Here is a 25,026-nt window from a genome sequence, read left to right on the forward strand (position 1 = left end):
ATGCAGTTGTAAGCAATCTGTTGCTTTGTCGCAACCCGCCTCGACTCGATTCTATATTGTTTAAATCTCTATTTTAGATTTTATACGAGCTAATATTTTGAATTTTATATAGTTAGTTTAATTCATTCGTTTGCTAACTGGGCTAAGTCTTAGGTAGTATCTAACCAAATGATGTACTCATTACCCTAACCATAAAAAGATCAATAACTCAGGTGTGAGAAAATATGAAGGATAAGAGTAAGTTGAGTTTTTGTTTGGGGCGTTGTCGTATTGATCCTTCTGATAACTCAATTTCATTTCAAACGTCGGGCGATGAACTTCACCAAAACGAATTCGCTAAAGTCTCGCTTCAACCCAAGTTTATTGAAGTTCTTAGCTATCTTGCCCTTCGTTATCCTGATGTGGTTACCCGCGATGAGCTGATTGATAAAGTATGGGAGGGCAACGTCTACGTGGGAACTAAGGCGCTCACCAACGCGATTTGGCATTTACGGCAGCAATTATCCCCCTTCGCTCAGGAAAGCGGCGTGATTGAAACCGTGCGTAAAACCGGATATCGATTGTTATTGCCGCCTATTTACGACACCTTTGATGACGGTGAAGAGCAACGACAAACTACCGAGGCTAAATTGCTGCATACGACTCAGCGTATGCGCTTGATGGCGATGCTAATGGGAGCCGTTATTTTAGTCTCAGGCGTATTTATTAGTGTACATTTGTACCAAGATAAACAGAGGATGACGGATACTCAACTTACCGTGCTCACCCGAGACCCTGGGTCTGAACGTTACCCCCGACTATCTCACGATAGACGTTGGCTAATATATGGAGCGAGTCGACCTGGAGCCACCTCTAGCCTTTATCTTAAAGATTTTAAACGTGAAGATATTCTCGCTCGCCAGTTAACGCCTTCAACGTCCTCTGAGCTGCGCGCAGTTTGGAGCCTAGATGATACGGCATTATTTTTTGCATCCCGCAGTCATGCCACAGGAAAGTGCACCATCACTCAGCTGATTTTAGCGACCAATGAGATGTTGGCTTTAGCACCCTGTAGTTCGGATATGACAGCGATAGATATTTCACCCGACGGTCAATATCTTACTTATATCTCTGCCCATGAGTTAGATAAGATTGGCGGAATTTATCGTTTATCTCTTAAATCAAACGAAGCTACAGCAGAACGATTATCCTGCGATACCCCCTGTAACTATGAAGATCGGGATTTAGCGTACAGCCCCGATGGACGCTGGCTGGCGATAGCAAGGCGCTTTAGTAATATCTCGGAAGATATTTTTATTAGGGACTTAGCTAGTGCCCATGAAAAACGCCTCACACAAGGGTTAGAAGATATTCGTGGTTTAAGCTGGACACTCGACAGTCAGGCGTTAGTCTTCGCGACAGAAGATTCTGGCAGCCGCAATGGCTTTACCATTGATATTGACACTGCGCGTATTCGCCCACTTGATGTGGAAGGAATGAGTTATCCCAGTAGCGTGTCTGAAGAGGGAGAGCTGGTTTATCACCAATATCGTCGCCAATTCCAGATGGCCTATTTTTCCCTCGGCGATACTGTACCGGGGAGCTTGTTTCCGCTGCTGTATTCCAGCATCAGCCACCGTAATCCAGATTATTCTCCCGAGGCGAAACGGATAGTGTTTGTTTCTAGTGAGACGGGTTATAACGAGATTTGGACCTCAGATATCAATGGCCAAAAACTAGAACAACTTACTCAACTTAAGTCACGAGTCGCTTATCCACGCTGGTCACCCGATGGTTCTAAAATCGCATTTATTGCTCCAGATGATCGAAATGAAGGCAATCGAATTTTTATTTTAGATTTAGCCAATAAAAACATTACCGCGTTAGCCTCGAGTTATCACAACCATGGTCGTCCAAGCTGGAATTGGCAGGGGACTGCTGTGTTCGCCTCAACCTCTGATGGCATTACGGAGTTTTACTTAGACAATCGTGCACCTAGGGTGATTAGTTCATTGAGTATGGGGGTGGGGTTTGCAAAATCGGCCACCGAATTGGTCTTTAGCCGTGATGGTGAGAATGGACTGTGGCAGATTAATTTAGCGCATCCCGAGCACGTTGAGCAGTTAATATCAACTAAAGCGTTTCGCGCGGGTAATAACTGGGTGCTTACGGCAAGCGGGGTTTATTTTAAATCGAGTAATGGTAACGAGCAGTTATTGAATTATTGGGAGGCGAACAGTAAACAGGTGACACCACTCCTGAGGGTACCACGTTCGAGCTTAAGCGGTTTTGGCTCCATGACGTATATTCCGGAGGCAAACCGCTTAGTGATGACGCTCGATGGATTCCCACAGCGTGATATCATCTTACTTAAACACAAGTTACTTAAATAACGTGCGTTTTGTGGATTACTTAGCGCTAAATCGTCCGCCGAGTACGGCTTCGCGGGAGGCGCCTGTTACTGCAGGGAGATTAGCGGGTAAACCTAAGTGATTGCGCATGGCGAGCCAGGCAAAGGCGATGCCTTCTGCCCACTTAGGATCGACGCCAAGGGCCGAGGTAGTATCCAGCTTATAACCTGGTAATAAGGCTGCAAGACGCTGCATCAGTTGACCATTAAATGCACCGCCGCCACAGACGAATAATTCTCCTTCATTGGATAGTTTAATAATGTCTTGGGCTATGCTGTGGCAGGTTAAATCCAATAAAGTTGATTGAATATCTTCTTCATCTAAATGATTAAAGGGCGATAATTGCTGCTCTAACCAAGCTTGGTTAAACAGTTCGCGACCGGTGCTTTTAGGGTAAGCAAGGGAGAAATACGGATGCGAAAGCAGCTGAGTTAATAAGCTTTGATCAGTTTTTCCGGATGCAGCCCATTCGCCATTTTTATCGAAGGCTTCACTTTTAACCTGTTGCATCCAGGCATCAATTAAGGTGTTGCCAGGCCCTGTATCAAAGCCTAAGACTTCTTCGCTATTGCCCGGCAGATAGGTGATATTGGCAATACCACCAATATTGAGGATGACACGTTTTTTACCGACTTGGGCAAAGGTTTGCTGGTGGAATGCGGGTACTAAGGGCGCGCCTTGGCCACCAAGGGCAATATCTTTGCGACGAAAATCGGCAATGACATCTATGCCTGTTTCGGTCGCAATAGTATTAGGATCGCCAATTTGTAAGGTAAAACCCACTTCGAGGTTTGGCATATGGCGCACAGTTTGACCATGGCTACCAATGGCGATGATATCTTCTTTCGCAATAGCACATTTAGCCATCAGATTATTGACTGCTAAGGCAAACAGCTGACCCACATTACGATCTAAACGGCCGAGGCGGTTAATTTCATCTGAGCTGGGTAAGCACAGGCGCTGTAGACCTTTGAGTAAATGGCTCGGAATAGCTTCGGTATGGCTGGCGATAAGCTGCGGCTGCGCGCCTGAAAAGTCGACCAATACTGCATCGACACCGTCCATGCTGGTGCCTGACATAAGTCCAATATAATAAGCGTTTTTCATTGGGAGGAATCCATCCGTCGTTATTGCATTGCCAATTGCGTTTGCTTGTTTTGCGAAAGTGTAGTCATCAATTGCTTGCTAAGTGCATCGAATTGATTTTTTTCTTTTCTCGCAATTGATTCGGATTTCGGTAGCGTAATCGTTCTCGGGTTGCGGTGTACGCCATTGACGATAAATTCGTAATGTAAATGAGCCCCTGTGACACGGCCTGTTTTACCTAAAGTACCAATAATTTGTCCTTGCTTAACGTTGGCGCCTTTGCTGACATTACGTTTTGTGAGGTGTAGATATTTGGTGGTATAGGTATCGTTATGTTTGATAAACACATAGTTACCGTTGAATTGATTATAACCAGACTCAATAACGCGTCCACTACCCGCAGCTTTAATGGGCGTGCCAATGGCTGCGACATAGTCTACACCGCGATGGGCTTTGACTTGGCCTGTCACTGGGTGCAAACGTCTTGGATTAAAGTTGGAGCTGACATACTTAAAATCGACCGGTGAGCGCAGGAAGGCTTTACGCATGCTAGTGCCATTTTCGGAATAATAGTTACCGTCGGTATAGCGAATGGCAGTATAGCGCTCATCTTGGTTAACAAATTCTGCAGCTAAGATATTGCCATTACGCAAAAATTCACCATCGGCATATTCTTGCTCGTAAATAATGGCGAAGCTGTCGCCTTCGCGTAAGTCTAAGGCAAAGTCGATATCCCAGCCGAATACGGTCGATAATTGTAATATCTGGTTGGCAGACATGCCTGCATCCACTGCGGCATTCCAGAAATTGCTCTTAATTTTGGCACTGGTGAAATGGTTGCGAATTTCCACATCCTTTTCGGAGATTTTTTCGTTGTATTGCTCTTGGCTTTTAGTGATGACTAGCGTGGAAATAGCATCGACCCGATAACGTACTTCAGTCAAATTACCGTTTGCATCCTTTGAAATCACAATTTCTTCGCCCGGCATTATCTTAAGTAAGTTTTGCTTGGCTAAAGGCAACTGGGTGATTTCATAAACGTCTTTGCTGGTTAAGCCAGCGCGGTCAAATACCGCGGCTAAAGTATCACCATTTTTGACGTTAAAATGTTCGACATCTCTGTGGAGAGCGCTTTCGTGGGATCCTGCGGCTTGATTATTAGCTCCAGCTGCAGCGAGCGCATCGGGTGAGGATAACGGTTCAGCCGTTGTCGGAGCATTATCTGTTTGACCTTCTAGTAACTCAGGGCGTTCAGGCGAGCGAAAAGCTAAGGGCACATCATAACGGGTGTTGATTTGAGCTTGGTCATCAATGCTAGTGGTTTGTCTTGAAGCTTGCGCTTCTTCAGAAGGTAGAAGCATGGTTATCATTGTGATAACTGAAAGAATGCTAAGGAGAATTTGATGCTTTTTAGGCAACAATTTAAATAACGTTATAACCTTTCCCATTGACGCCGATACCAATAACCAGAGACTTAAATAATCCCGTTAGTGTACACACTTTCAATTGTGGTGGCTAACAAGTAACATAAGTCTCTTCATTTTATGATCATGGCCTTAGGAGTCCCTGCCGAGATGGCTGATTTAGACCAAGTATTAGCAGAAATTAGACGTGGTACCGATGAGATTTTACTCGAAGCGGATCTGCTGGAAAAACTCAAAGAAGGACGTCCACTCCGTATCAAGTTAGGCGCTGACCCTACCGCTCCGGATATCCATCTTGGACACACAGTAATCTTGAATAAATTAAGATTATTCCAAGAGTTAGGTCATGAAGTCATTTTTTTGATTGGTGACTTTACTGGTATGGTGGGGGACCCAAGTGGTAAAAATAGCACACGTCCGCCGCTCACCCGTGAACAAGTTTTAGCAAACGCAGAAACCTATAAAGAACAGGTTTACAAGATCCTCGATCCTGCTAAGACTCGTATCGAATTCAACTCAAGCTGGTTAGAGCCATTGGGCGCCGCTGGTATGATCCGTCTCGCGTCTAAGCAAACTGTGGCTCGTATGATGGAGCGCGATGACTTTAAGAAGCGTTATGCCTCGGGTCAGTCGATTGCGATTCATGAGTTTATGTATCCTTTACTTCAGGGCTATGACTCAGTTGCGCTACAGGCCGATGTTGAGCTGGGTGGTACAGATCAAAAGTTCAACCTGTTAATGGGCCGTGAACTGCAAAAAGCTGAAGGCCAAAAGCCACAAGCTGTGATCATGATGCCGCTGCTCGAAGGTTTAGACGGCGTGAAGAAAATGTCTAAATCGGCGCATAACTATATTGGCGTGAGCGAACCTGCCAATGAAATGTTTGGCAAGCTGATGTCAATTTCGGACGACTTGATGTGGCGTTACTTTGAACTACTGTCATTCCGCCCACTGGCTGAAATTGAACAGTTTAAGCAAGATGTGGCGAATGGGTCTAACCCACGTGACACTAAAATCGCCTTAGCTAAGGAAATTATCACACGTTTCCACGATGCAGCTTCTGCCGAAAGTGCGCATCAAGCCTTTGTCGATCGTTCTAAGGGCATGATCCCCGATGATATCGAAGAAATTGAGTTAGCTGCGGGTGAAGGTATTGCGATTGCCAATCTGTTGAAAGACGCTGACTTAGTGTCGTCGACTTCAGAGGCGATGCGGATGATCAAGCAAGGCGCGGTGAAGATGGACGGCGAAAAGCTAGAAGATAGCCGTATGACTTTGTTCACGGGTACTGTTGCTGTATTCCAAGTCGGTAAACGTAAGTTTGCCAAAGTGACTTTGGTATAGTGACGTTGGTTTAGTTAGGTTTACGCTACAGTAAGTTTAAACGAACAAAAAGAGCGCCTTAGGGCGCTCTTTGTTTTTGAATCTTTTGACAATACAAGATTAAGGCGCTGTGCTGGCCTCATGCTCGGCGATATTACATCTGTCGGTGCCAAAGTGTTGCCCACCACTGCATTTCCATGCCAATTGGGCCGAACTTACCTGCCAAAGTTTAGCGTTTTGTTTCAGTGAGATAATCAACAGCATCTGTGGATGCTGCTTGGAAAGCTCGCTCACTTGATAGGTTAAAATGCCGTCTTTATTGGTTTGAGTTCGCACTAAGGTAAATTTGTTGCCTGCATATTGGCTGCTGATTTTATTGGGATCTTCCGACCAAGGCTGATGTTGTGCCTGAGCGGTACGTAGTTGTTGATTAAAATGGCTTACTGGCTGAACGGCGTAGGAAACGATAATGGGCTGTAAGGCCTGTGCTTTGGGGGCCAGTATTAAGCCATTAAGGGCGAGTAGGGCAATCAATCCAAAAAACTTCATACAAACCTCATTGAAACGAAATGGCTCAGTCAATTTTTCAAAGGTAAAATACGCAGTGGTATTGACTCATTGTTAGTTTCGACTCGTTTTTAGGGATCAAGTTTCAAAGACGGGTAAATTTTGTGACTACTGCATCGCTAATTGGTCTGACATGGTCTGGTAATCGATTAGGTCGACATGTTCCGTTACTCTGCGATTGAGCATGTCGATCTTAAGGCTTGTCACACCAGGTATCGCAACATCGATGATTTTCCCCGGTTTGCCAAATTGTTCACCTGGACCCTTGAAATGATAGTTACCTATCATCACTACTAAAGAGCCTGCGTTATACATGTGTTCTATGTTGAAGTTGTACTCGAGCACGCCCTCGTGGGCACGCTCAAGGAAGTCGATAATGAAGCGGCCGCCAGTGTATTTACGGTTGGCGGTTTTGTCGAAGAAGACGCTTTCGCGGTTATAGAATTTTCGCAGTGTCTTATAGTCGTGTTCAGTTAGCGCATTCATATATTTTACGGCTAACTGCTGTTCTTGTGGCATTTCACCTGAGTTGGCTTGCGCCGCTGCAGGATTGAGGGCTGGAACAAAAATGAGGCACAAAATAAAACACAATATTCGCAAACTATTCCCTCTTGGTCTTGAGATCAAAGGCCGGTAATGAAAGATGCCACTTGATGGCACTTAAGCGGATTAACAGGGCACTGGCCATCGCCAGAAACAGCGCCATTTTTTCGCCCATACCGTAGGCTAAGCTCACGGTATAGCCGATACCACCTATGATCGAAGCTGTGGCATAGACTTCTGTGCGTAAGACCATAGGAACTTGTCTACACAGTAAGTCTCGAATAATGCCTCCTCCCACGCCTGTGATCAAGCCCATTACGACGGCAATCATCCCACTCAAGCCCATATTGAGGGCCTTTTCAGCACCTATCACGGTAAAGAGGGCCAATCCAAAGGCATCTGCGACGGGTAAAATATACTCGGGTACCTTACGAGGGCGACGGACTAATAGCAAACAGACGAGCACGGTCGCGAGGATCACTATGATGTAATTCGGGTCGCGGATCCAGAACACTGGCGTTGCACCAATTAAGGCATCACGAATACTGCCTCCACCGACAGCGGTAACCGAGGCGAGCACTATTACGCCAAAGGGGTCCATTCTATGGCGTCCAGCGGCAAGTGCGCCGGATAATGCAAATACAGCGGTACCCCATAAATCAAAAAAGTAGATCCACTGGCTCATTTACTCATCTCTTTGATATGGATATTTAATGCGTCAACAGAGATGCGGATTTCAATCACAGATAAAATCAGTGAATAGAGCAAGAGCAGTAGGCTAGCGCCAAAAATCACTGAGCCGGTTTTATTAAAGCCGATATAGATAAAAATCATACACAGTACGCATAGGGCAAAGCTTGACACACCTGCTTCCTGCATTCGACGAATGATGGTAATACGCTGGCTCAGGTTCTTAATTTGATCTTTATGTACGGGTTTTTCACCATTGCTTAAATTTCGGATTAATGCGGCTAAGGCAAAAAAACGATTGGTATAAGCTAATAGTAACAATGAGATAGCAGGAAATAACAACGCAGGTGTTGTTAATGAAACATGCATGTTTTCGAGCAAGATGGTCAGCCTTTAACTTCACGTTGAGATAATGCGGCATCATATCACAGGCTTTGTAACCAACGTAAACTTGCCCATAACAAGGGCAGTATAATGATAAAGCTAAACCAGATAGCACAGGCACGTGAGGTCAGCTTAATTGCAGGCGTGATGTCATCACTGGTTGGCTGCGGACCGTAGCACAATTTATCCACATTGATACGCACGCCAGCAAACTTCTGTGGTCCACCGAGCTCGATTCTCAAAATACTGGCCACGAGATTCACACTGAGAACATAACCTCGAATAGCGTGATGATTTTTAGGGGCTCTAAAAAGTTTTGCAAACGCCTTAGGCCCGCCTTGAATGGCGAGCGACAGGCTCCACAACCAAGCCGGAATCGCCAGCAAGATAATCGATACACCATTCACAGTACTGCAGAAATGTTGATACTTTGGTTTAATGGGCGGCCAGCTCAATTCGAGTTGTTTGAGCATTCGCACAGCTAGCACTAGCGGTGCTCCAGCAATAGCGAAAAAGAAAATGGTCGATGCTGTGCCGTAAATAGGCGCTGTGGCGAGTTTTTCTATGGTGGCTTTGGCTAGGCCGATTTCCGACAAACTATCGGTATCGCGCACTACCCAAGGCTGTAAAAGCTTTTTTGCGCTGGCATTGTCTCCACGTTTTAAGGCTTTAGCGATTTCATCGGCGACTTGGCTAAACCCTGCATCGGTTAAGCATAGATAAAGCACCAAAAATTCGAAAAACCATGGAAAGGCGGCCAGTTCGAGCAAAAAGGTGATAATGGCCCAAAACGGAAACAGTAACAGCATCATAGCTAAAAAGCCTGCTGTGGCTTGTTGGCTTGGAGAGCGTTCTGGGCGATTTACCTTGGCGGCGAGTTGCTTAGCTAAATGGCCAAACCAAATAAGCGGCTGCATTTCCCGTGGTAATGGCGCTAACCGCGCCAATAACAAAGCAAAAAAAAGTACCAAAAAGCCTTCAAACAAAGCGCCATCTATCTCGACAAGTTGTTGATAAAAAGAGGTGTGCATTCGGTACTTTCCACTTAAGTGATTATTTTATTGCGCTAGGATTCAGTTGCTCAAGCAGCAACATCACCATCAGAGCCGAGTGATAACCCGCTTTGACAATATAAGAGTCGAAATCCACTGGCGAGTCATTGTTGGCGTTATCCGATAAAGAGCGGATCACCACAAATGGCACTCCAAACTGATGACAAACTTGAGCGATTGCCGCGCCTTCCATCTCACAGGCAGCCATAGTCGGGAAGTTTTTGAGCATGGCTTGGGTGCGAACAGGATCGCAAATAAAGCTGTCGCCAGTACAAATCAAACCTTCAATTGCTTTGACTTCACCTAGTTGAGCAATCGCTTTGTTGGCAGCTTCAACTAAATGTGCGGCAGGAATAAACGCAGCTGGTTGCTGCGCCATTTGGCCAATTTCATAACCAAAGGCGGTGACATCCACATCATGGTGACGTACTTCAGAAGAAATCACGATATCGCCAATGGCCAGCGAATCCACAAAACCACCGGCAGAACCTGTGTTGATCACCGCATCCGGCGCATATTTTTCGATGAGTAGCGTGGTCGCAATACTTGCGGCGACTTTACCTATGCCTGAGCGAGTCACGACTACGTCTTTACCCGCGAGAGTACCAGAAATAAATTCAATACCAGCAATGGTTTGCGATATCGGATTTGTCATGGCGGCGATCAGGTGAGCGACTTCTGGCTCCATTGCGCCAATAATTCCAATTTTCATGAGAGACCTTTTTGATTCAACACTTAAGAGTGGGACATAGGAATGCTGGCTAATATACCACACAGTTTTATGCAGTCGTTATGGCGAGATTGGGATTGCTTGATAATCGCGGGGTAAAACGCGGGAGGGTTAACGGAAAAGTGCGCTCCTAAGATGCGCGCTTTATCTATCTATTTTATCCATCAACCGATTGCGATAAGCCACTAGCCAATGGCTGAACTCGTTTGCACGAGTCCAGCCATTGGAGTGCTTGTTAAAATGACAACGATAAAATGTTTTTTACCGATAAAACAAACACGTGGCGCTGAATCTATAGCGCTTAGTCTAAGTAGTTAAGAATACCTTGGGCGGCATCGCGACCTTCGGCAATGGCTGTCACGACTAAGTCAGAACCGCGCACCATATCACCACCGGCAAACACTTTCGGGTTGGTGGTTTGGAATGGGTTTTCGTCTAACTTGCTCGCTTTGACTCGGCCCCATTGATCGAGCTCGATACCGTGTTCGGCAAACCAAGGTGCTGGGCTAGGTTGGAAACCAAAGGCGATAATAATCGCATCGGCTTCGAGCAACTGTTCGCTACCGGCAATCGCTTCGGCGCGTTGACGACCACTTGCATCGGCCTTGCCCATGGCTGTTTCAACGCATTCAATGCCGATCACTTTGCCATCTTGGGTTTTAATCGCCACAGGTTGACGGTTAAACAGGAAGTTAACGCCTTCCTCCCGCGCATTTTGCACTTCACGACGTGAGCCTGGCATGTTGGCCTCGTCCCGGCGGTAAGCACAGACTACGCTGCTGGCACCTTGTCTGACGGCTGTGCGCACACAATCCATCGCAGTATCACCACCGCCTAATACCACCACACGTTTACCTTCAAGGTTCAGGTAGGGCGTTTCAGTATTCTGGGTGCCCATTAAATGATGGGTGTTACCAATCAAATAGGGCAGGGCTTGGTATACGCCTTGGGCATCTTCACCCTCAAGGCCTGCTTTCATCGCGGTATATGTGCCCATACCGAGGAAGACTGCATCGTATTCTTCGAGCAGTTTAGTAAATGGGATGTCCTTACCTACAGTGACACCGAGTTTGAACTCAATGCCCATGCCTTCTAATACACTGCGACGGGTCGCCATAACGGCTTTGTCGAGTTTAAAAGACGGAATACCGTAGGTGAGTAGACCACCAATTTGTGGATATTTATCAAAGACCACAGCTTTAACACCGTTGCGAGACAGAATATCCGCGCAGCCTAAACCCGCAGGACCCGCACCGACAATCGCCACTCGTTCAGGGCGAGGCGTGACCTTGCTCATATCGGGGCGCCAGCCTTGGGCGATCGCTGTGTCGGTAATGTATTTTTCGACATTACCGATAGTGACAGCGCCAAAGTCGTCGTTCAGAGTACAAGCACCTTCACAGAGTCTGTCCTGTGGACAAACACGGCCGCAGATTTCGGGCAGAGTGTTGGTCTCATGCACTAAATCTGCCGCTTCCATAATGCGACCTTGTTCCGCTAGCTTGAGCCAGTTAGGAATATAATTGTGTAGCGGGCATTTCCACTCACAATAAGGATTGCCGCAATCTAAACAGCGGTCCGCTTGCTCAGCCACTTGAGGCTGAGCAAAAGGCTGATAAATCTCAATAAACTGAGTCGCACGTTTAGCTGCAGGGTGTTTAGCGGGGTCTTTACGACCCACTTCAATAAATTGAAAATCGTTACTCATGCGCCATTACCCCGCTTTTACAACTAATTCTGGGCTCGATTTCTCTAATTTGAGCAGATCGGCCACGGCAATATTTTTAGGTTTTACTAATACGAAGCAATCTAACCAGTTACCAAAATCACTTAAGATCATCTTGGCATGTTCACTGCCCGTCTCGGCCACGTGGGCTTCAATCAGACCTTTTAAATGTTGTTGATGGATCGGTGATTCAAGTTTTTGAGTATCGACAAGCTCAGTATTCACACGGCGATTGAAGCGGCCGAATTGATCGAACACATAGGCAAAACCGCCTGTCATCCCAGCGCCGAAGTTCACCCCTGTTTTACCAAGGACAACCACAATGCCGCTGGTCATGTATTCGCAGCCGTTATCGCCAAGCCCTTCGACCACAGCAATCGCCCCAGAGTTACGGACTGCAAAACGCTCGCCCGCTTGACCTGCGGCGAAGAACTTGCCGCCCGTCGCGCCGTAAAGACACGTGTTACCGACAATGGCGCTGCGCTCACTTTGGAACGGGCTACCAATTGGCGGGTAGATGACGATTTGGCCGCCAGACATGCCTTTACCCACATAGTCGTTGGCATCGCCGCAGAGTTTTAACTCAAGGCCTGGGCTGTTCCACACGCCAAAACTTTGGCCGGCACTGCCGTTAAAGCTCAGTTTGACCGGCGCTTTGGTGCCTTTGACGCCGAGTGTGCTCGCGATATAGCCTGACAACGTCGCGCCAACGGAACGGTCTGTGTTGTTGATGCTGTAAGCGGCATCGAAACTCTCGCCCTTATCGACGGCACCTTGGCATTCGTTTAATAAATGCTGGTTAAGCAGCCCTAAATCCGCCGGTGGATTGGTTTCTTGCCAAGTGCGTGACGAGGTTGCTGGCACTTTGGGTTGATACAAAATCGGTGACAGATCTAAGCCTTGTTGCTTCGCTGTTTGGCCTTCGAGGGCATATAACCATTCACTGCGACCGACGAGGTCTTCAAACTTGCTCACCCCTAAGGTCGCCATCCATTCACGAACTTCCTGTGCAACAAACTCAAAGTAAGTCATCACTCGCTCTGGCAGACCATGGTAATGGTTGTCGCGCAGGTTTTTATCTTGCGTTGCTACGCCAGTCGCACAGTTGTTCAAGTGGCAAATACGCAGGTATTTACAACCTAGGGCGATCATAGGCACAGTACCAAAACCAAAGCTTTCGGCGCCCAATAACGCGGCTTTAATCACATCGGTACCGGTTTTTAAGCCGCCATCGACTTGCAGGCGAATTTTATGGCGTAGACCATTTTCTACTAGCGATTGATGCACCTCGGCTAACCCTAGCTCCCATGGACTGCCCGCATATTTCACTGAGGTAATTGGGCTAGCACCTGTGCCGCCGTCATACCCTGAAATCGTGATCATGTCCGCATAGGCTTTGGCCACGCCGGTGGCGATCGTGCCCACACCGGGTTCTGACACAAGTTTCACTGAAATCAGCGCTTTAGTATTGATTTGCTTCAAGTCGAAAATCAGCTGGGCTAAATCTTCGATAGAGTAAATATCGTGGTGCGGCGGCGGTGAAATCAAGGTCACACCTGGGCGTGCATGACGCAGTCCGGCGATTTCAACGCTGACTTTATGGCCGGGTAACTGACCACCTTCACCGGGTTTTGCCCCTTGGGCGACTTTAATTTGCAACACATCGGCATTAACTAAATAATGCGCCGTGACGCCAAAGCGTGCCGAGGCAATCTGTTTAATTGCAGAGTTTCGTTCAGTATTAAAGCGGCGTGCATCCTCACCACCTTCACCTGAGTTCGAGCGGCCGCCTAAGCGGTTCATTGCAATAGCCAGCGCTTCATGGGCTTCGGGGCTCAAAGCTCCGATACTCATGGCGGCGCTGTCAAAACGTGAATATAGATTTGATGCCGCTTCTACATCGGCGACATTAATCGATGTTTGCGCGCCCTTAATACCGATTAAGTCACGCAGTGTGGCCACGGGACGATTGTCGACGAGTTCGGCGAATTTTTTATAGCTCGCAAAATCTTTGTCAATCAATGACGCTTGCAAGGTGTTGACCACATCAGGGTTGAAGCAGTGATACTCGCCGCCCTCAACGTATTTCAGCAGGCCACCTTGCGGTAATGGCACATGGGCACGGTAGGCAGCTTTGTGCAAAATAGCCTGGTCTTGGGCGATTTCTGCAAAGCCTGCACCCTCGATGCGGCTAATTACGCCTTTAAAACATAGTTCGATCACTTCGCTGGCAATGCCTATGGCTTCAAATTGTTGGCTGCAACGATAAGAGCCGACAGTGCTGATGCCCATTTTGGACATGATCTTACGCAAGCCTTTTTCGATGCCGTAGCGGAAGTTCAACATCAATGCCGTGGTATCGGTTAAGTCATGGCGTTTCGCCAGTTCGGAAATTGACTCATACACTAAATACGGATAAATCGCCGTGGCACCAAAGCCAAGCAATACGGCAAAGTGATGCGGATCTCGCGCCGATGCGGTTTCAACTATGATGTTGGTGTCGCAGCGCAGGCTCTTATTCACTAGCATTTGCTGCACAGAACCGACCGCCATGGCCGCGGGGATCACTTGCGCAGTTTTACCTATGGCTCTATCCGAAAGGATCAACAAAGTCGTGCCGCTGCGGGCTAAACGCTCGGCTTCGGCAGTGATACGGCGAATGGCGCTTTCTAAGCCTTCCTGTGGTTCGTAATTTAAATCGACAATATTGGCGCGATAGTAAGTGCTATCTAATCCCAGTAACTGGTTAAAATCACTGAATAATAAAATAGGTGAATTGAACATCACCCGGTAAGCATGCCCAGTCGTTTCATTGAAGAGGTTCTGTTCACGGCCAATACAAGTGGTCAATGACATGACGTGCTTTTCACGTAATGGATCTATGGGGGGATTCGTTACTTGAGCAAATTTCTGCCTAAAATAGTCATACAGGGAACGTGACTTTTTCGACAATACCGCCATAGGTGTGTCGTCGCCCATAGAACCTGTAGCTTCTTCACCTTGCTTCGCCAATACCCAAATGACTTGTTCTAATTCCTCACGGGTATAGCCAAATTGTTTTTGGTATTGCAACAATAGTTCAGGGCTTAACTCGCTGGCACCGTGCTGCTCAGAGGCTAAATCTTCCGCTGGCGTTAAAGTACGGCTGTTTTTCGCCATCCACTCTTTGTAAGGGTGGCGGCGTTTAAGATCGTTATCAATTTCAAAAGATTGGTACAGGCGGCCGTTCAAGGTATCTAATACCAGCAATTCACCCGGCCCAACACGGCCTTTTTCAATCACTTCATCGGCGGCGTAATCCCAAATTCCGACTTCGGAAGCTAAGGTCAAAATACGATCTTTTGTGATCACATAACGCGATGGACGCAGACCATTACGGTCAACAGCGCAGGCGGCATGGCGACCGTTGGTCATCACAATACCTGCCGGACCATCCCAAGGCTCCATGTGCATAGAGTTAAAGTCGTAGAAGGCTTTTAATTCGTCATCCATTTCCGGATTACTTTGCCAAGCAGGCGGGATCAATAGACGCATGGCACGGTATAAGTCCATGCCACCAGATAACAGCATTTCCAGCATGTTATCTAAAGATGAAGAGTCTGAGCCTGTTTCATTCACAAAGGGAGCGGCCTGCTGCAAATCTGGCAGTAGCGGTGAATTAAACTTATAGGCACGGGCGCGGGCCCATTGACGGTTACCCGTAATCGTATTGATTTCGCCGTTATGGGCTAAATATCTAAACGGCTGAGCTAATGGCCATTTAGGAGAAGTATTCGTTGAGAAACGTTGATGGAATAGGCAGATAGAGCTTTTTAAGCGAATGTCCGCGAGATCGGGATAAAACGCGGGCAAGTCCACAGGCATCATCAGACCTTTATAGACGATAACTTGGCCTGACAAACTCGCGACATAGAAGTCTTTGTCGTCGGTGATCTGCTGCTCTAGGCGGCGACGCGCCATATAAAGGCGACGTTCCAAGTCTTTTTCACGCCAGCCAATGGGGGCGTTGATCAGCACTTGATAGATTTGTGGCAGGCTAGCCTTGCCAATTTCACCTAACACATCGGGATTGACAGGCACCTTGCGCCAGCCTGCAATACTTAAGGTTTCACGCTCGAGTTCGCGCTCAAGAATAAACTTGGCTTGGTCAGCCAGTTCATCATCTTGACTTAAAAACAGCATACCTACGGCAAATTTTCTGCTCAAATGCCAATCATTTTCCGCGGCAATCGCTTCAAAAAATTGCACGGGTAATTGCATTAATAAACCGCAGCCGTCGCCAGTGCGACCGTCGGAGGCAATGCCCCCGCGGTGCTTCATGCGATCTAGACCATGGATTGCCGTGCGCACTATGCGGTGGCTGGCTTCGCCATCCATCTGTGCTATCAACCCAAAACCACAATTGTCCCGCTCAAAACTGGGATGATATAAGCTCATACAAAAACCTCCCTAGACCTCAACTGATTACTACTCGGGGAGAAAATGTAAAGACTTTCTATAGATATGCACCCGAACCACCCAAATTAGCCTGAGATTCAATAAAGGTCAAACCAAAAATTTGCATAAAACATGGGTATTAATTCATGTTTCATACACAAACCACAATTGGCTTACGTTAACGTTAACAGTAAAATGTGCTGTATAACATTATGAATAAAAAGAATTTTAAAAACTATCAAACTCAAAATTTACCAAGGTGTAACATGCTGGTGGGATTGTTTTTGATTTAGAAATAGTGATTTTTATTGCAAACACAGTAAATAGATAAAAAATTAAAATTGTTGAATTGTTATTCATTTTGGTGTGAGCAAGATCTCAGCGGTAAGCTGGCTAATTTGAGGATGCGCACATTTATGATAATAACGGTATGAGTCAGGCGGGAATTTGATGTAGCGCTAAGAAAACTCTCGCTACCTTGTTTACACTAAGCTTTTTCTTCTATTTGTTCACGTATTTTCTTTTCTATTTGTGATTTTATCTTGGTTATTCTCAATGAAGCGATATGAAATTTGGTGGGTGCTCTGATGGGGCTTGATGCATATGTGAACACCTTTGGTGCCGTTTGCAAGGCGCGATATGGCACCCGACTGCGAAAACTCACTATAGATGCTAAGTTTACTTGCCCTAACCGTGACGGCACTTTGGGGCGTGGAGGTTGCACTTTCTGTAATGTGGCGTCATTTAGCCATCAAACCGCCGATGTATTGAGTATTACTGAGCAACTTGAACAGGGTAAGAGCCGCTATCGTGAGGCGAAGCCTCAGGCACAAGCCGATAAATTTATTGCTTATTTTCAAGCTTACACTAGCACTTACGATGAATATCAAGTGTTAATGGCTAAGTACGATGAAGCGGTTAAAGATGGCGAGATAGTCGGTTTATGTGTAGGAACTCGCCCCGATTGTGTACCGAATAATGTACTGGATTTACTGGCGCGCTATCAGGAAAATGGTGTCGATGTGTGGTTAGAGCTCGGGTTGCAAACAGCCAAAGATGAAACACTGCGTAGAATTAACCGTGGCCATGATTTCGCCTGTTATTGTGACACTGTGTCTAGGGCGAGAGCTCGCGGTCTTAAGGTGTGCACTCATCTTATTCTTGGCTTACCCGATGAAACCCATAACGATTATATGGCGACTTTAGCTGCTGTATTGCAGCAGGGTGTTGACGGTTTGAAGCTACATCCTTTGCATATCGTCGAAGGTAGCACTATGGCTAAGTCGTGGCGAAGTGGGCGCTTACCTTTATTGAGTCTTGAGGATTATGCCCACAGTGTCGGAGAGATGATCCGCCATACCCCCCTAGAAGTTATTTTTCACCGTGTCACCGCTTATGCGAAAAAACCTATGCTATTAGCACCCGATTGGTGTGCCTATCGTTGGGATGGATTGGTGGCGATTGTGGATAATTTGCAGCTTTATGGTGGACAAGGGCACGCATTAGCGCAACGATAGAGGCAAGTTAGTGGGATAAATTTACTCCCTAAATGTTATGTCGTCGCTATTATGTCGTAAGCGTTTATTTACGACTATTAGTTTGTTTTTTGTTAATTTTAATCTGAATTAGACCATGAATATCGCTATAAGTTGCACTGACAATTTTAGTGGGTATCATGTGATAAATTCGTTTTAAGCATTGAACCACTTAAGGGAGGCCTTATGGCCACAGTTGAATTAGAAGCAATCCTAGATCTCAATACTCTCGAACAGTACTGCAGCGCCATTGGTGCCGGTACCTTACTCAAGAGTGTGGTGTTATTTGAGCAGCTAATGCCTGAATATGTTGGAAATCTAGTGAAGGCTAACGACGCAGCAGACAAAGATACCTTATGTTCAGAAGCACATAAATTTAAAGGTGCTGCAGGTTCTGTGGGGTTAAAACGTATTCAGCAAATCGCCCAATTATTACAGCATGGCGAAGAAGCAAGATGGGATGCTGAACATGGCTCTTGGGTTGCTGACATCGTTGAACACGCGAGTGCAGATTTACAACAGTTAAAGTTATTCCTCCAAGCCAAAGCATAAAATATTACTTGCTAAGGTAAGTTAAGGCGCAGCAATAATGTCTATTGTTGCGCTTAATTGAGTGAATCTTGCATTGGTTTTACGATTAAGTTTATTGTTTTCGACATTTTCTTGTTAGCGCTTTTCCCATCTTATTTTGTTACTCCCACTTAAGTTTTACGGCGAACCGATTGAATATCGATTCGGGTCACAATCCTGATATCTTATGCCGCGTTATTGCTCATCACTTATGCTAAAGTAGATTTAATTTCTTAATTCATAACCTTCATGGCAATCGAGAAAATGAAAAGTTTACCTAGCTTAAAAAACTTATTCTATTTGGTGAATCTCCATCAAGAGCAGAATTTTAACCGCGCCGCTAAGGTGTGTTTCGTCAGTCAATCAACGCTCTCAAGTGGGATCCAAAACCTAGAAGAGCAGTTAGGGCATCAGTTGATTGAGCGAGACCATAAGTCATTTATGTTTACCGCCATTGGTGAAGAAGTGGTGCAGCGCGCCCGTAAAATTCTCACTGATGTGGATGATTTGGTGGAATTAGTGAAAAATCAAGGTGAGCCGATGACGGGGGATATTCGCTTAGGCTGTATTCCAACCATAGCGCCTTTTCTATTGAGTCGTGTGATCCGCCAGTGTCAGCAATCTTATCCGGCGATGAGTTTATTATTGAAGGAAGATACCACTGAGCGTTTGCTAGATGCTTTGGGTAAAGGAGAGCTGGACTTATTGATCCTAGCGCTACCCGTTGATACAAGCGGTTACCACAGCATGAAAGTGGGCATAGATCCTTTCAAAATGGTGGCCCACAAAGATTTAGCGGGTGGCATACATCAACCTATTGATTATCAAACTCTGCCGGACGAGAGTATTTTTCTTCTGCAAAGTGAGCATTGCATCACAGGCCATGCTATTACTGCATGTCAGCTAGGTGATAGTGCGAAAGTCAATCCGTTTGCCGCCACCAGTTTGCATACTTTAGTGCAGATGGTGAACAGTAAACTGGGCACCACGTTTCTTCCGCAAATGGCCATTGACGCGGGTATTTTGAATGACACAGATTTAGTGGTGATGACGCCACCGGGTGAGGCACCTTACCGTGATATCGGCCTTGTCTGGCGTCAAACCACCAGTCGGATCTTAACTTTCCGCACTTTAGGGTTAATGATCCAAAAATTATTAGCTAAGGACGAGGAATAAACTGACTGTAACTGCAAAGCATTAATTCAAGCTAAAGCTTAAAGTCGATTACAAATCAAAGCGGGGAAACGCCAAACACTTCAATTGAGTGTTGTTTCCCTTTGAGTTTGACTGGGCCTAGATTTGATAGGTGATACTGCGTATTGGGGTTATCTAAACGTCCCGCGAGTGCGCCCGAAATCAACATGCGCTGTCCTAGTGGATTACATTGATCTTGCAGTCTTGCTAAGGTATTGAGCACGTCACTAAAGAAACTAATTTCTTGTTTCTGTACACCAACAACTGCAGCGACGACTTGGCCACAATGGGCCGCCGCTTTAAATTTCGGCACAAAGCCATAATGCTCTTCAAAGTAGCGGCGTTGCCAGTTCAGTTGTTGGCTAAATTCAAAATAGATATTCATGCAGCGGTCGTGAACTATCCCTTCTTCTAATGGCCAGTGAAGCAGCACTGCATCTCCCATATAGCGGTAGATTTCAGCTTCGTTATTGGACACAGTATCTGAAAGTAAACTAAAGCTGTCTTGGATCAATCGACTAAAGCGGTAATCGCCAAGTGATTCGGCATGTGTGGTTGAGGCGACCATGTCTAAATAGAGGAATAAGCGCTGTTCATATCTTGGCTTATGGTATTTACCAAGGCCTATGTTGAGTAAAATACGCGGCCCGACTAATAATGCCATTTGTTCGACAAAAGCTAAGCTGACTCGTACGACGACCAGATATACGATCAATGCTTGGAATGAAGGACTATAGAGAATGTGCGCCGTCAGCATTTGTCTGAGGGTCGACATGTGATTTTCGATGGCCCACATATTTAAAAACTGAGTCATGTAAGCTAACGTCGTAGCACCCAGTAATAAAAACAAGCCCTTAAAGATGACTGAAAACACATAGGGGAGGCGATTGATTGCACTGAAATCGGCAATGACGTTCGACATCCAATGTAAGCTGCCGAAAATAATCCCCATGTAGATAGCAAGTGTTGCGAGATCAGCCGAACTTACCGCCCATTGGGGCAGCTCTGGTGATTGGGCATATCGAAAAAACACGAATGCAGCCATGGCAATCGCCCAAGCTAAAATCGCAAAAAGGAGTTTTTTCGCTTGTCTACGTGCTCTCACTGCTTGATTGGTATCCGAATACGGCTGTGATTTCAGGATGCCGTAGTTTATAGAAAAGAGTCACCTTAGTGCCAGTGAAATTTGTGATCTGGATCAATCCAAGTCCATATCGTTACTAAAAATTAACCAAATACCTTATTAAGTATCATAGCGGTGAAACTGGTCTTTAAATAAAAGCCCCTAGGGTTGGTCATTTTGAGGCTACCATCTTCGGCAATGCTTTGTGTTAACGCCTTACTATTCGCGGCCTTAGGTCGCAATTGCAGCACTTCGCCGTGGCGCGCTGTAAGCCTCTCTACTTTTCCGAGAGCGATAAGCTCCATGATCTCTTCCCAATCCTGTTGCAGTAATTGCAACTCGTGCGGATCTGGTTCCCACAATATTGGTGTACCTATACGGCGCTCACCCACAGGAATATGCCTCTCTCCTTCAACAGGTACCCAAAGTACTCGCTGTAACTTATGGCAGACTAAGCTGTTTTGCCAGGTTAATCCTTGGATATTTGATAGCGGCGCCACGCAGACATAAGTGGTCTCCAGCGGTCGCCCTTGTGTATCAATGGGGATAGTTTTTAGCTCGACTCCTAAATGTAGAAAATCTTGCTCAGGTTTAGAACCCGCCGTTGCGCCTAATTCCATTTCGATTAGTTGACCGACCCAACCTTTATCGCGTTTAAGATCCTTGGGGACACGAATGCTTCTTTGGCTGGCTATCTGCGCCAAACTCACGCCCGCCATCATGTTGGCACGTTCGAGTAGTTCAGATAGATTTTCGGGGGGGATAATTCGATTCATGGCTGGATTTTACTTAAAAATAACCGCTTAGCAATGGTGGTTAAAAAACGAGCTCTATAGGGTGGGTTAACTTGTACCGAATGTTTTTATTCTAAGTGACTGATTTTCAATTTTATATCCGTGTTAACCCCCGTTTTGCAAAAAAGTGTTCAAAGTTACTCTCTGCTTTCCCTTGCGTTCCCCACATACTTATCCACAGATATTATGGATAACTCAGTAAAGTGAGCCTCTTAACCTAATAAAAACCCTAAGTCAATGCGAATAAAGTGCATTTATTCTAGCTTTTGTGGACAGTTGTGGACACTATTTGTGTATAAAGTTGAGTAATATCGCGAGAATGATAGAAATACTTCTTACTGGTCAAATAATGAGCTTTATTGGTTTTTTAGTCTAAAATAAATCATGATTAATTTGCAAGTTTATGAATTTGTTTGCTATTAAGTTTTAACGCTAAATTTTAAAAACGATGGTAAATAGATGTTTTTTGAACGTTATAACAAGTTCACCTGAGTTTCAAACAGAGATATCCACAGAAAATGTGGATATCCCCGGATTCCATCCCCTAGCATTGTTGATAAATGTCTTTTAAGTCAGATGTTATCCAAAGCTTAGGATAAAATAGAGGTTTGCTGAGAGACTAGCTTTATGAAACAATCAGTTTATTAAAATTTAATGTGATTTGGAGTCCATGTGATTGATAGCGACGGCTTTCGCGCAAATGTGGGCATTATAATTTGTAACAGATATGGCCAAGTCATGTGGGCTAGACGTTTCGGTCAACACTCATGGCAATTTCCTCAAGGTGGCGTCGATGATGGCGAGACAGCAGAAGAGGCTATGTACCGTGAGTTGTATGAAGAAGTGGGCCTAAGACCTGAACACGTGCATATATTAACCTCGACCCGTTCTTGGTTGCGCTATCGTTTGCCAAAGCGTTTAGTCAGGCAAGACAGTAAACCTGTGTGTATCGGGCAAAAACAAAAGTGGTTTCTGTTACAACTGAAAAGCCAAGATAGTGCGATTAATTTGAGTTCTTCTGGGCATCCTGAATTTGACGATTGGCGTTGGGTAAGTTATTGGTATCCTGTGCGGCAAGTTGTGTCATTTAAGCGTGATGTTTATCGTAAGGTGATGAAAGAGTTTGCGGTAACGGCATTGTCATTCCAAACCCTAGAAATACCTAGGAAGCGGGGAAGACAAAAAACAACGGGCTGATTTTCAAAAGAGGATTGAAAACAGTGTTAAATACGCTTAGGGATATTACTCAGGCTGTGGCATCTGCCCACAGTTTGGAAACCGCATTAGAAATCTTAGTTTCATCGACTAAAGCGGCGATGGAAACCCAATGTTGCTCCATCTATATCCTAGAAGAGCAAGAACTCGTGTTATCTGCAACCGATGGTCTTGAAAAAAGCGCCGTTGGTCGAGTACGTATGCCGCTGACTGAAGGTTTAGTTGGACTCGCTGCCCAGCGAGAAGAGGCCGTTAATTTAGCAGATGCTCGGCTTCATCCAAGGTTTAAGCTTTTTCCTGAAGTCGCCGAAGAAGAATACCGCGCTTTTTTAGCTGTACCTATTATCTACCAGAAGGCTGTGGTAGGGGTGATAGTGGTACAGCAGGCGAGTGCTCGCCAATTCAGTGAGGGTGAAGAAGCCTTCCTGATGACCCTCGCCGCCCAATTAGCGATGGCGGTGCGTGGCTTAAAACAAAAAGCACAAGTCAGCTCCCATCATCAACAAATTCTGTTTCAAGGTACTTCAGCGTCAAACGGTATCGCCATTGCGTATGCCTTCGTACTTGGTGGGGAAATCCCCCTTGAACAGCCTGAGGTGCGTTCTGACGATATTGCCTATGAATCGAGTCGCTTAACCACGGCTATGGTGCGTTGTAAAGAAGCGATAGGTGCCTTATCTCAACGGTTTGATCGTGAGCAAGATGACGAAGTTGTCTCCATTTTCAATGCATTACAGTTACTGCTTGATGATGCTAGTTTAGGCGGCGAATATACCCGTGAAGTGCAATTAGGCTGGGCTGCTGAGTCGGCGGTGAGTCGAGTGTCTCTACGTTATATTCAACAGTTTTTAGCAATGGAAGACCCTTACCTTAAGGAGCGGGCTAGCGATATTCGCGACTTAGGTCAAAAAGTATTGCGCCAACTTATTGAGCCAGAACGTCTAGAGCTTGAGCCCGATAAACCTGTAATCCTCATTACCCGTGAAGCCGATGCGACTATGTTGGCTGAGTTCCCAAGGCAAAAGCTTGCGGGTATTGTCACTGAGCTTGGTGGCGTAAACTCCCATGCCGCCATTTTAGCCCGTGCCTTAGGTGTGCCTGCTATTACAGGTGTAGAGCAACTGTTATCTGCCAATATTGACCAAAAACTTTTAGTCGTCAACGCAAGCCGTGGTCAGTTATTGGTGTCGCCATCACCTGCGATTGTCGGTGAGTATCGTAGCCTGATTTCGGCACAAAAAGCCTTGCAACGCCAGTATGCCCAAGAATTAGCGCTGCCTTCTGTAACCTTAGATGGTTCACGTATTCGCTTGTATCTCAATGCGGGATTACTCAGTGGTGTGGCCTCTGAAATTGCAGAGGGCGCCGACGGTATTGGGCTTTATCGCACTGAAATTCCTTTTATGTTGCAACAGCGCTTCCCGAGTGAATCTGAGCAAGTCAAAGTCTATCAACAGGTCTTATCGGCAGCGTCCGGTCGACCTGTGGTGATGCGTACTTTAGATGTGGGAGGCGATAAACCTTTACCGTATTTCCCGATTAAAGAAGACAATCCTTTCCTTGGATGGCGCGGTATTCGCTTGTCTCTGGATCATCCTGAGCTGTTTTTGGTGCAGTTACGGGCCATGCTACAGGCTGGGGGAGACGGTAAACAGTTAAGTATTTTGCTGCCTATGGTCAGCAACTTAGATGAAATCGATCAATCCTTAGAATATTTGCAACAAGCCTATGTTGAATTAAAAAACGATGTTAACAGCGACATAGTGATGCCACGAATAGGCATTATGCTCGAAGTGCCTGCCATGTTATATCAGTTGGATGATGTGGCAAAACGAGTGGATTTTGTCTCTGTTGGTAGTAATGATTTAACCCAATATTTGCTGGCTGTTGACCGTAATAACCCGCGGGTGAGCTCGTTATTTGACAGTTATCATCCTGGAATATTGCGGGCTTTGCATCAGGCGCACCTAGATTGTCGATACCATAAACTCGATATTAGTATCTGTGGAGAGCTCGCGGGCGAACCTATGGGGGCCATTTTGCTGGTGGCTATGGGATACGATCAGTTGAGTATGAATCAGGGCAGTTTAGCGCGGATCAATTATCTATTGCGACGTGTTGCGCGGGCCGATTTAGATCAATTACTTGCTAAAGCGCTGAGCCTATCAAACGGCTTCCAAGTGCGTGAGCTGGTTAAAGAATATTTGACCCAGCAGGGTCTCGCAACAATTCTTAATTAACTA

At 45.9% G+C, this 25,026-nt stretch carries 19 protein-coding genes; 7 read left to right on the top strand and 12 right to left on the bottom strand.

Annotated features, from left to right (window positions below; all coding sequences use genetic code 11):
* Positions 1-224: 224 nt before the first annotated feature.
* Positions 225-2,372 carry a winged helix-turn-helix domain-containing protein gene (locus tag L5M29_RS00275; RefSeq protein ID WP_263165611.1) on the top strand — a complete coding sequence of 716 codons (2,148 nt, stop codon included), beginning with the start codon at positions 225-227 and terminating at the stop codon, positions 2,370-2,372.
* Positions 2,373-2,387: 15 nt separating this feature from the next.
* Here the strand turns inward: L5M29_RS00275 and L5M29_RS00280 are convergent, their stop codons facing one another.
* Together L5M29_RS00280 and L5M29_RS00285 are read right to left on the bottom strand one after the other, a co-directional pair.
* Complete coding sequence (locus L5M29_RS00280; RefSeq protein ID WP_263165614.1) at positions 2,388-3,497, bottom strand: anhydro-N-acetylmuramic acid kinase; 1,110 nt, start codon at positions 3,495-3,497, stop codon at positions 2,388-2,390.
* A gap of 20 nt (positions 3,498-3,517) precedes the next feature.
* Positions 3,518-4,924 carry a peptidoglycan DD-metalloendopeptidase family protein gene (locus tag L5M29_RS00285; RefSeq protein ID WP_113940678.1) on the bottom strand — a complete coding sequence of 469 codons (1,407 nt, stop codon included), beginning with the start codon at positions 4,922-4,924 and terminating at the stop codon, positions 3,518-3,520.
* 126 nt (positions 4,925-5,050) lie between these two features.
* Here L5M29_RS00285 and tyrS point away from each other — a divergent pair, with 126 nt between their 5' ends.
* On the top strand, positions 5,051-6,244 hold the full coding sequence (gene tyrS / locus L5M29_RS00290) for a tyrosine--tRNA ligase (RefSeq protein WP_168823448.1): 1,194 nt from the start codon (positions 5,051-5,053) through the stop codon (positions 6,242-6,244).
* A gap of 99 nt (positions 6,245-6,343) precedes the next feature.
* Here the strand turns inward: tyrS and L5M29_RS00295 are convergent, their stop codons facing one another.
* From L5M29_RS00295 to gltB, 8 genes are all read right to left on the bottom strand, one after another.
* On the bottom strand, positions 6,344-6,772 hold the full coding sequence (locus L5M29_RS00295) for a hypothetical protein (RefSeq protein ID WP_113940677.1): 429 nt from the start codon (positions 6,770-6,772) through the stop codon (positions 6,344-6,346).
* Between the two features lie 126 nt (positions 6,773-6,898).
* Positions 6,899-7,390: a nuclear transport factor 2 family protein gene (locus tag L5M29_RS00300; protein ID WP_028760847.1), complete on the bottom strand. Its 492-nt coding sequence runs from the start codon at positions 7,388-7,390 to the stop codon at positions 6,899-6,901.
* A gap of 1 nt (position 7,391) precedes the next feature.
* Positions 7,392-8,018 carry a trimeric intracellular cation channel family protein gene (locus tag L5M29_RS00305; RefSeq protein WP_105249873.1) on the bottom strand — a complete coding sequence of 209 codons (627 nt, stop codon included), beginning with the start codon at positions 8,016-8,018 and terminating at the stop codon, positions 7,392-7,394.
* Positions 8,015-8,392 (bottom strand): DUF2721 domain-containing protein, encoded by a 378-nt coding sequence (locus tag L5M29_RS00310; protein WP_012088590.1) that lies wholly within the window; start codon positions 8,390-8,392, stop codon positions 8,015-8,017. Before L5M29_RS00310 ends, L5M29_RS00305 begins: the two co-directional genes overlap by 4 nt.
* A gap of 56 nt (positions 8,393-8,448) precedes the next feature.
* Positions 8,449-9,438, bottom strand: a complete 990-nt coding sequence (locus L5M29_RS00315; protein ID WP_263165616.1) for a cobalamin biosynthesis protein — start codon at positions 9,436-9,438, stop codon at positions 8,449-8,451.
* Between the two features lie 22 nt (positions 9,439-9,460).
* Positions 9,461-10,171, bottom strand: a complete 711-nt coding sequence (locus tag L5M29_RS00320; RefSeq protein WP_263165618.1) for a 5'-methylthioadenosine/adenosylhomocysteine nucleosidase — start codon at positions 10,169-10,171, stop codon at positions 9,461-9,463.
* Between the two features lie 319 nt (positions 10,172-10,490).
* Positions 10,491-11,897, bottom strand: a complete 1,407-nt coding sequence (locus tag L5M29_RS00325; RefSeq protein ID WP_219252993.1) for an FAD-dependent oxidoreductase — start codon at positions 11,895-11,897, stop codon at positions 10,491-10,493.
* A gap of 6 nt (positions 11,898-11,903) precedes the next feature.
* A complete protein-coding gene (gene gltB, locus L5M29_RS00330) occupies positions 11,904-16,352 on the bottom strand; it encodes a glutamate synthase large subunit (RefSeq protein WP_263165620.1) in 4,449 nt (1,482 codons plus the stop codon).
* 587 nt (positions 16,353-16,939) lie between these two features.
* Between gltB and L5M29_RS00335 the strand changes: the two genes are divergently transcribed.
* The 3 genes from L5M29_RS00335 (at position 16,940) to oxyR (ending at position 19,633) form a co-directional block, all read left to right on the top strand.
* Complete coding sequence (locus L5M29_RS00335) at positions 16,940-17,869, top strand: TIGR01212 family radical SAM protein (RefSeq protein WP_107946825.1); 930 nt, start codon at positions 16,940-16,942, stop codon at positions 17,867-17,869.
* Positions 17,870-18,073: 204 nt separating this feature from the next.
* Complete coding sequence (locus L5M29_RS00340) at positions 18,074-18,439, top strand: Hpt domain-containing protein (RefSeq protein WP_028760840.1); 366 nt, start codon at positions 18,074-18,076, stop codon at positions 18,437-18,439.
* Positions 18,440-18,721: 282 nt separating this feature from the next.
* Positions 18,722-19,633 (top strand): hydrogen peroxide-inducible genes transcriptional activator OxyR, encoded by a 912-nt coding sequence (gene oxyR / locus L5M29_RS00345; protein WP_028760839.1) that lies wholly within the window; start codon positions 18,722-18,724, stop codon positions 19,631-19,633.
* Positions 19,634-19,688: 55 nt separating this feature from the next.
* Here oxyR and L5M29_RS00350 read toward each other — a convergent pair whose 3' ends face one another.
* Positions 19,689-20,756, bottom strand: a complete 1,068-nt coding sequence (locus L5M29_RS00350) for an adenylate/guanylate cyclase domain-containing protein (protein WP_105249866.1) — start codon at positions 20,754-20,756, stop codon at positions 19,689-19,691.
* Positions 20,757-20,878: 122 nt separating this feature from the next.
* A complete protein-coding gene (mutH, locus tag L5M29_RS00355) occupies positions 20,879-21,550 on the bottom strand; it encodes a DNA mismatch repair endonuclease MutH (RefSeq protein WP_131523041.1) in 672 nt (223 codons plus the stop codon).
* Positions 21,551-22,240: 690 nt separating this feature from the next.
* On the opposite strand from mutH, the gene rppH reads away from it, so the two are divergent.
* Both rppH and ptsP read left to right on the top strand, forming a co-directional pair.
* A complete protein-coding gene (rppH, locus tag L5M29_RS00360; RefSeq protein ID WP_006080762.1) occupies positions 22,241-22,765 on the top strand; it encodes an RNA pyrophosphohydrolase in 525 nt (174 codons plus the stop codon).
* Between the two features lie 23 nt (positions 22,766-22,788).
* Positions 22,789-25,023 carry a phosphoenolpyruvate--protein phosphotransferase gene (gene ptsP, locus L5M29_RS00365; RefSeq protein WP_105249864.1) on the top strand — a complete coding sequence of 745 codons (2,235 nt, stop codon included), beginning with the start codon at positions 22,789-22,791 and terminating at the stop codon, positions 25,021-25,023.
* Positions 25,024-25,026: the final 3 nt, after the last annotated feature.

This window comes from Shewanella sp. SM95 (assembly GCF_025653595.1).
In the GTDB taxonomy this organism is placed as follows: domain Bacteria; phylum Pseudomonadota; class Gammaproteobacteria; order Enterobacterales; family Shewanellaceae; genus Shewanella; species Shewanella oncorhynchi.

Bases quoted from the DNA above. Each gene is read 5' to 3' on its own strand.
- L5M29_RS00275 (WP_263165611.1), top strand. From the start codon at position 225: ATGAAGGATAAGAGTAAGTTGAGTTTTTGTTTGGGGCGTTGTCGTATT.
- L5M29_RS00280 (WP_263165614.1), bottom strand. From the start codon at position 3,497: ATGAAAAACGCTTATTATATTGGACTTATGTCAGGCACCAGCATGGAC.
- L5M29_RS00285 (WP_113940678.1), bottom strand. From the start codon at position 4,924: ATGGGAAAGGTTATAACGTTATTTAAATTGTTGCCTAAAAAGCATCAA.
- tyrS (WP_168823448.1), top strand. From the start codon at position 5,051: ATGGCTGATTTAGACCAAGTATTAGCAGAAATTAGACGTGGTACCGAT.
- L5M29_RS00295 (WP_113940677.1), bottom strand. From the start codon at position 6,772: ATGAAGTTTTTTGGATTGATTGCCCTACTCGCCCTTAATGGCTTAATA.
- L5M29_RS00305 (WP_105249873.1), bottom strand. From the start codon at position 8,018: ATGAGCCAGTGGATCTACTTTTTTGATTTATGGGGTACCGCTGTATTT.
- L5M29_RS00310 (WP_012088590.1), bottom strand. From the start codon at position 8,392: ATGCATGTTTCATTAACAACACCTGCGTTGTTATTTCCTGCTATCTCA.
- L5M29_RS00315 (WP_263165616.1), bottom strand. From the start codon at position 9,438: ATGCACACCTCTTTTTATCAACAACTTGTCGAGATAGATGGCGCTTTG.
- L5M29_RS00320 (WP_263165618.1), bottom strand. From the start codon at position 10,171: ATGAAAATTGGAATTATTGGCGCAATGGAGCCAGAAGTCGCTCACCTG.
- L5M29_RS00325 (WP_219252993.1), bottom strand. From the start codon at position 11,897: ATGAGTAACGATTTTCAATTTATTGAAGTGGGTCGTAAAGACCCCGCT.
- gltB (WP_263165620.1), bottom strand. From the start codon at position 16,352: ATGAGCTTATATCATCCCAGTTTTGAGCGGGACAATTGTGGTTTTGGG.
- L5M29_RS00335 (WP_107946825.1), top strand. From the start codon at position 16,940: ATGGGGCTTGATGCATATGTGAACACCTTTGGTGCCGTTTGCAAGGCG.
- L5M29_RS00340 (WP_028760840.1), top strand. From the start codon at position 18,074: ATGGCCACAGTTGAATTAGAAGCAATCCTAGATCTCAATACTCTCGAA.
- oxyR (WP_028760839.1), top strand. From the start codon at position 18,722: ATGAAAAGTTTACCTAGCTTAAAAAACTTATTCTATTTGGTGAATCTC.
- mutH (WP_131523041.1), bottom strand. From the start codon at position 21,550: ATGAATCGAATTATCCCCCCCGAAAATCTATCTGAACTACTCGAACGT.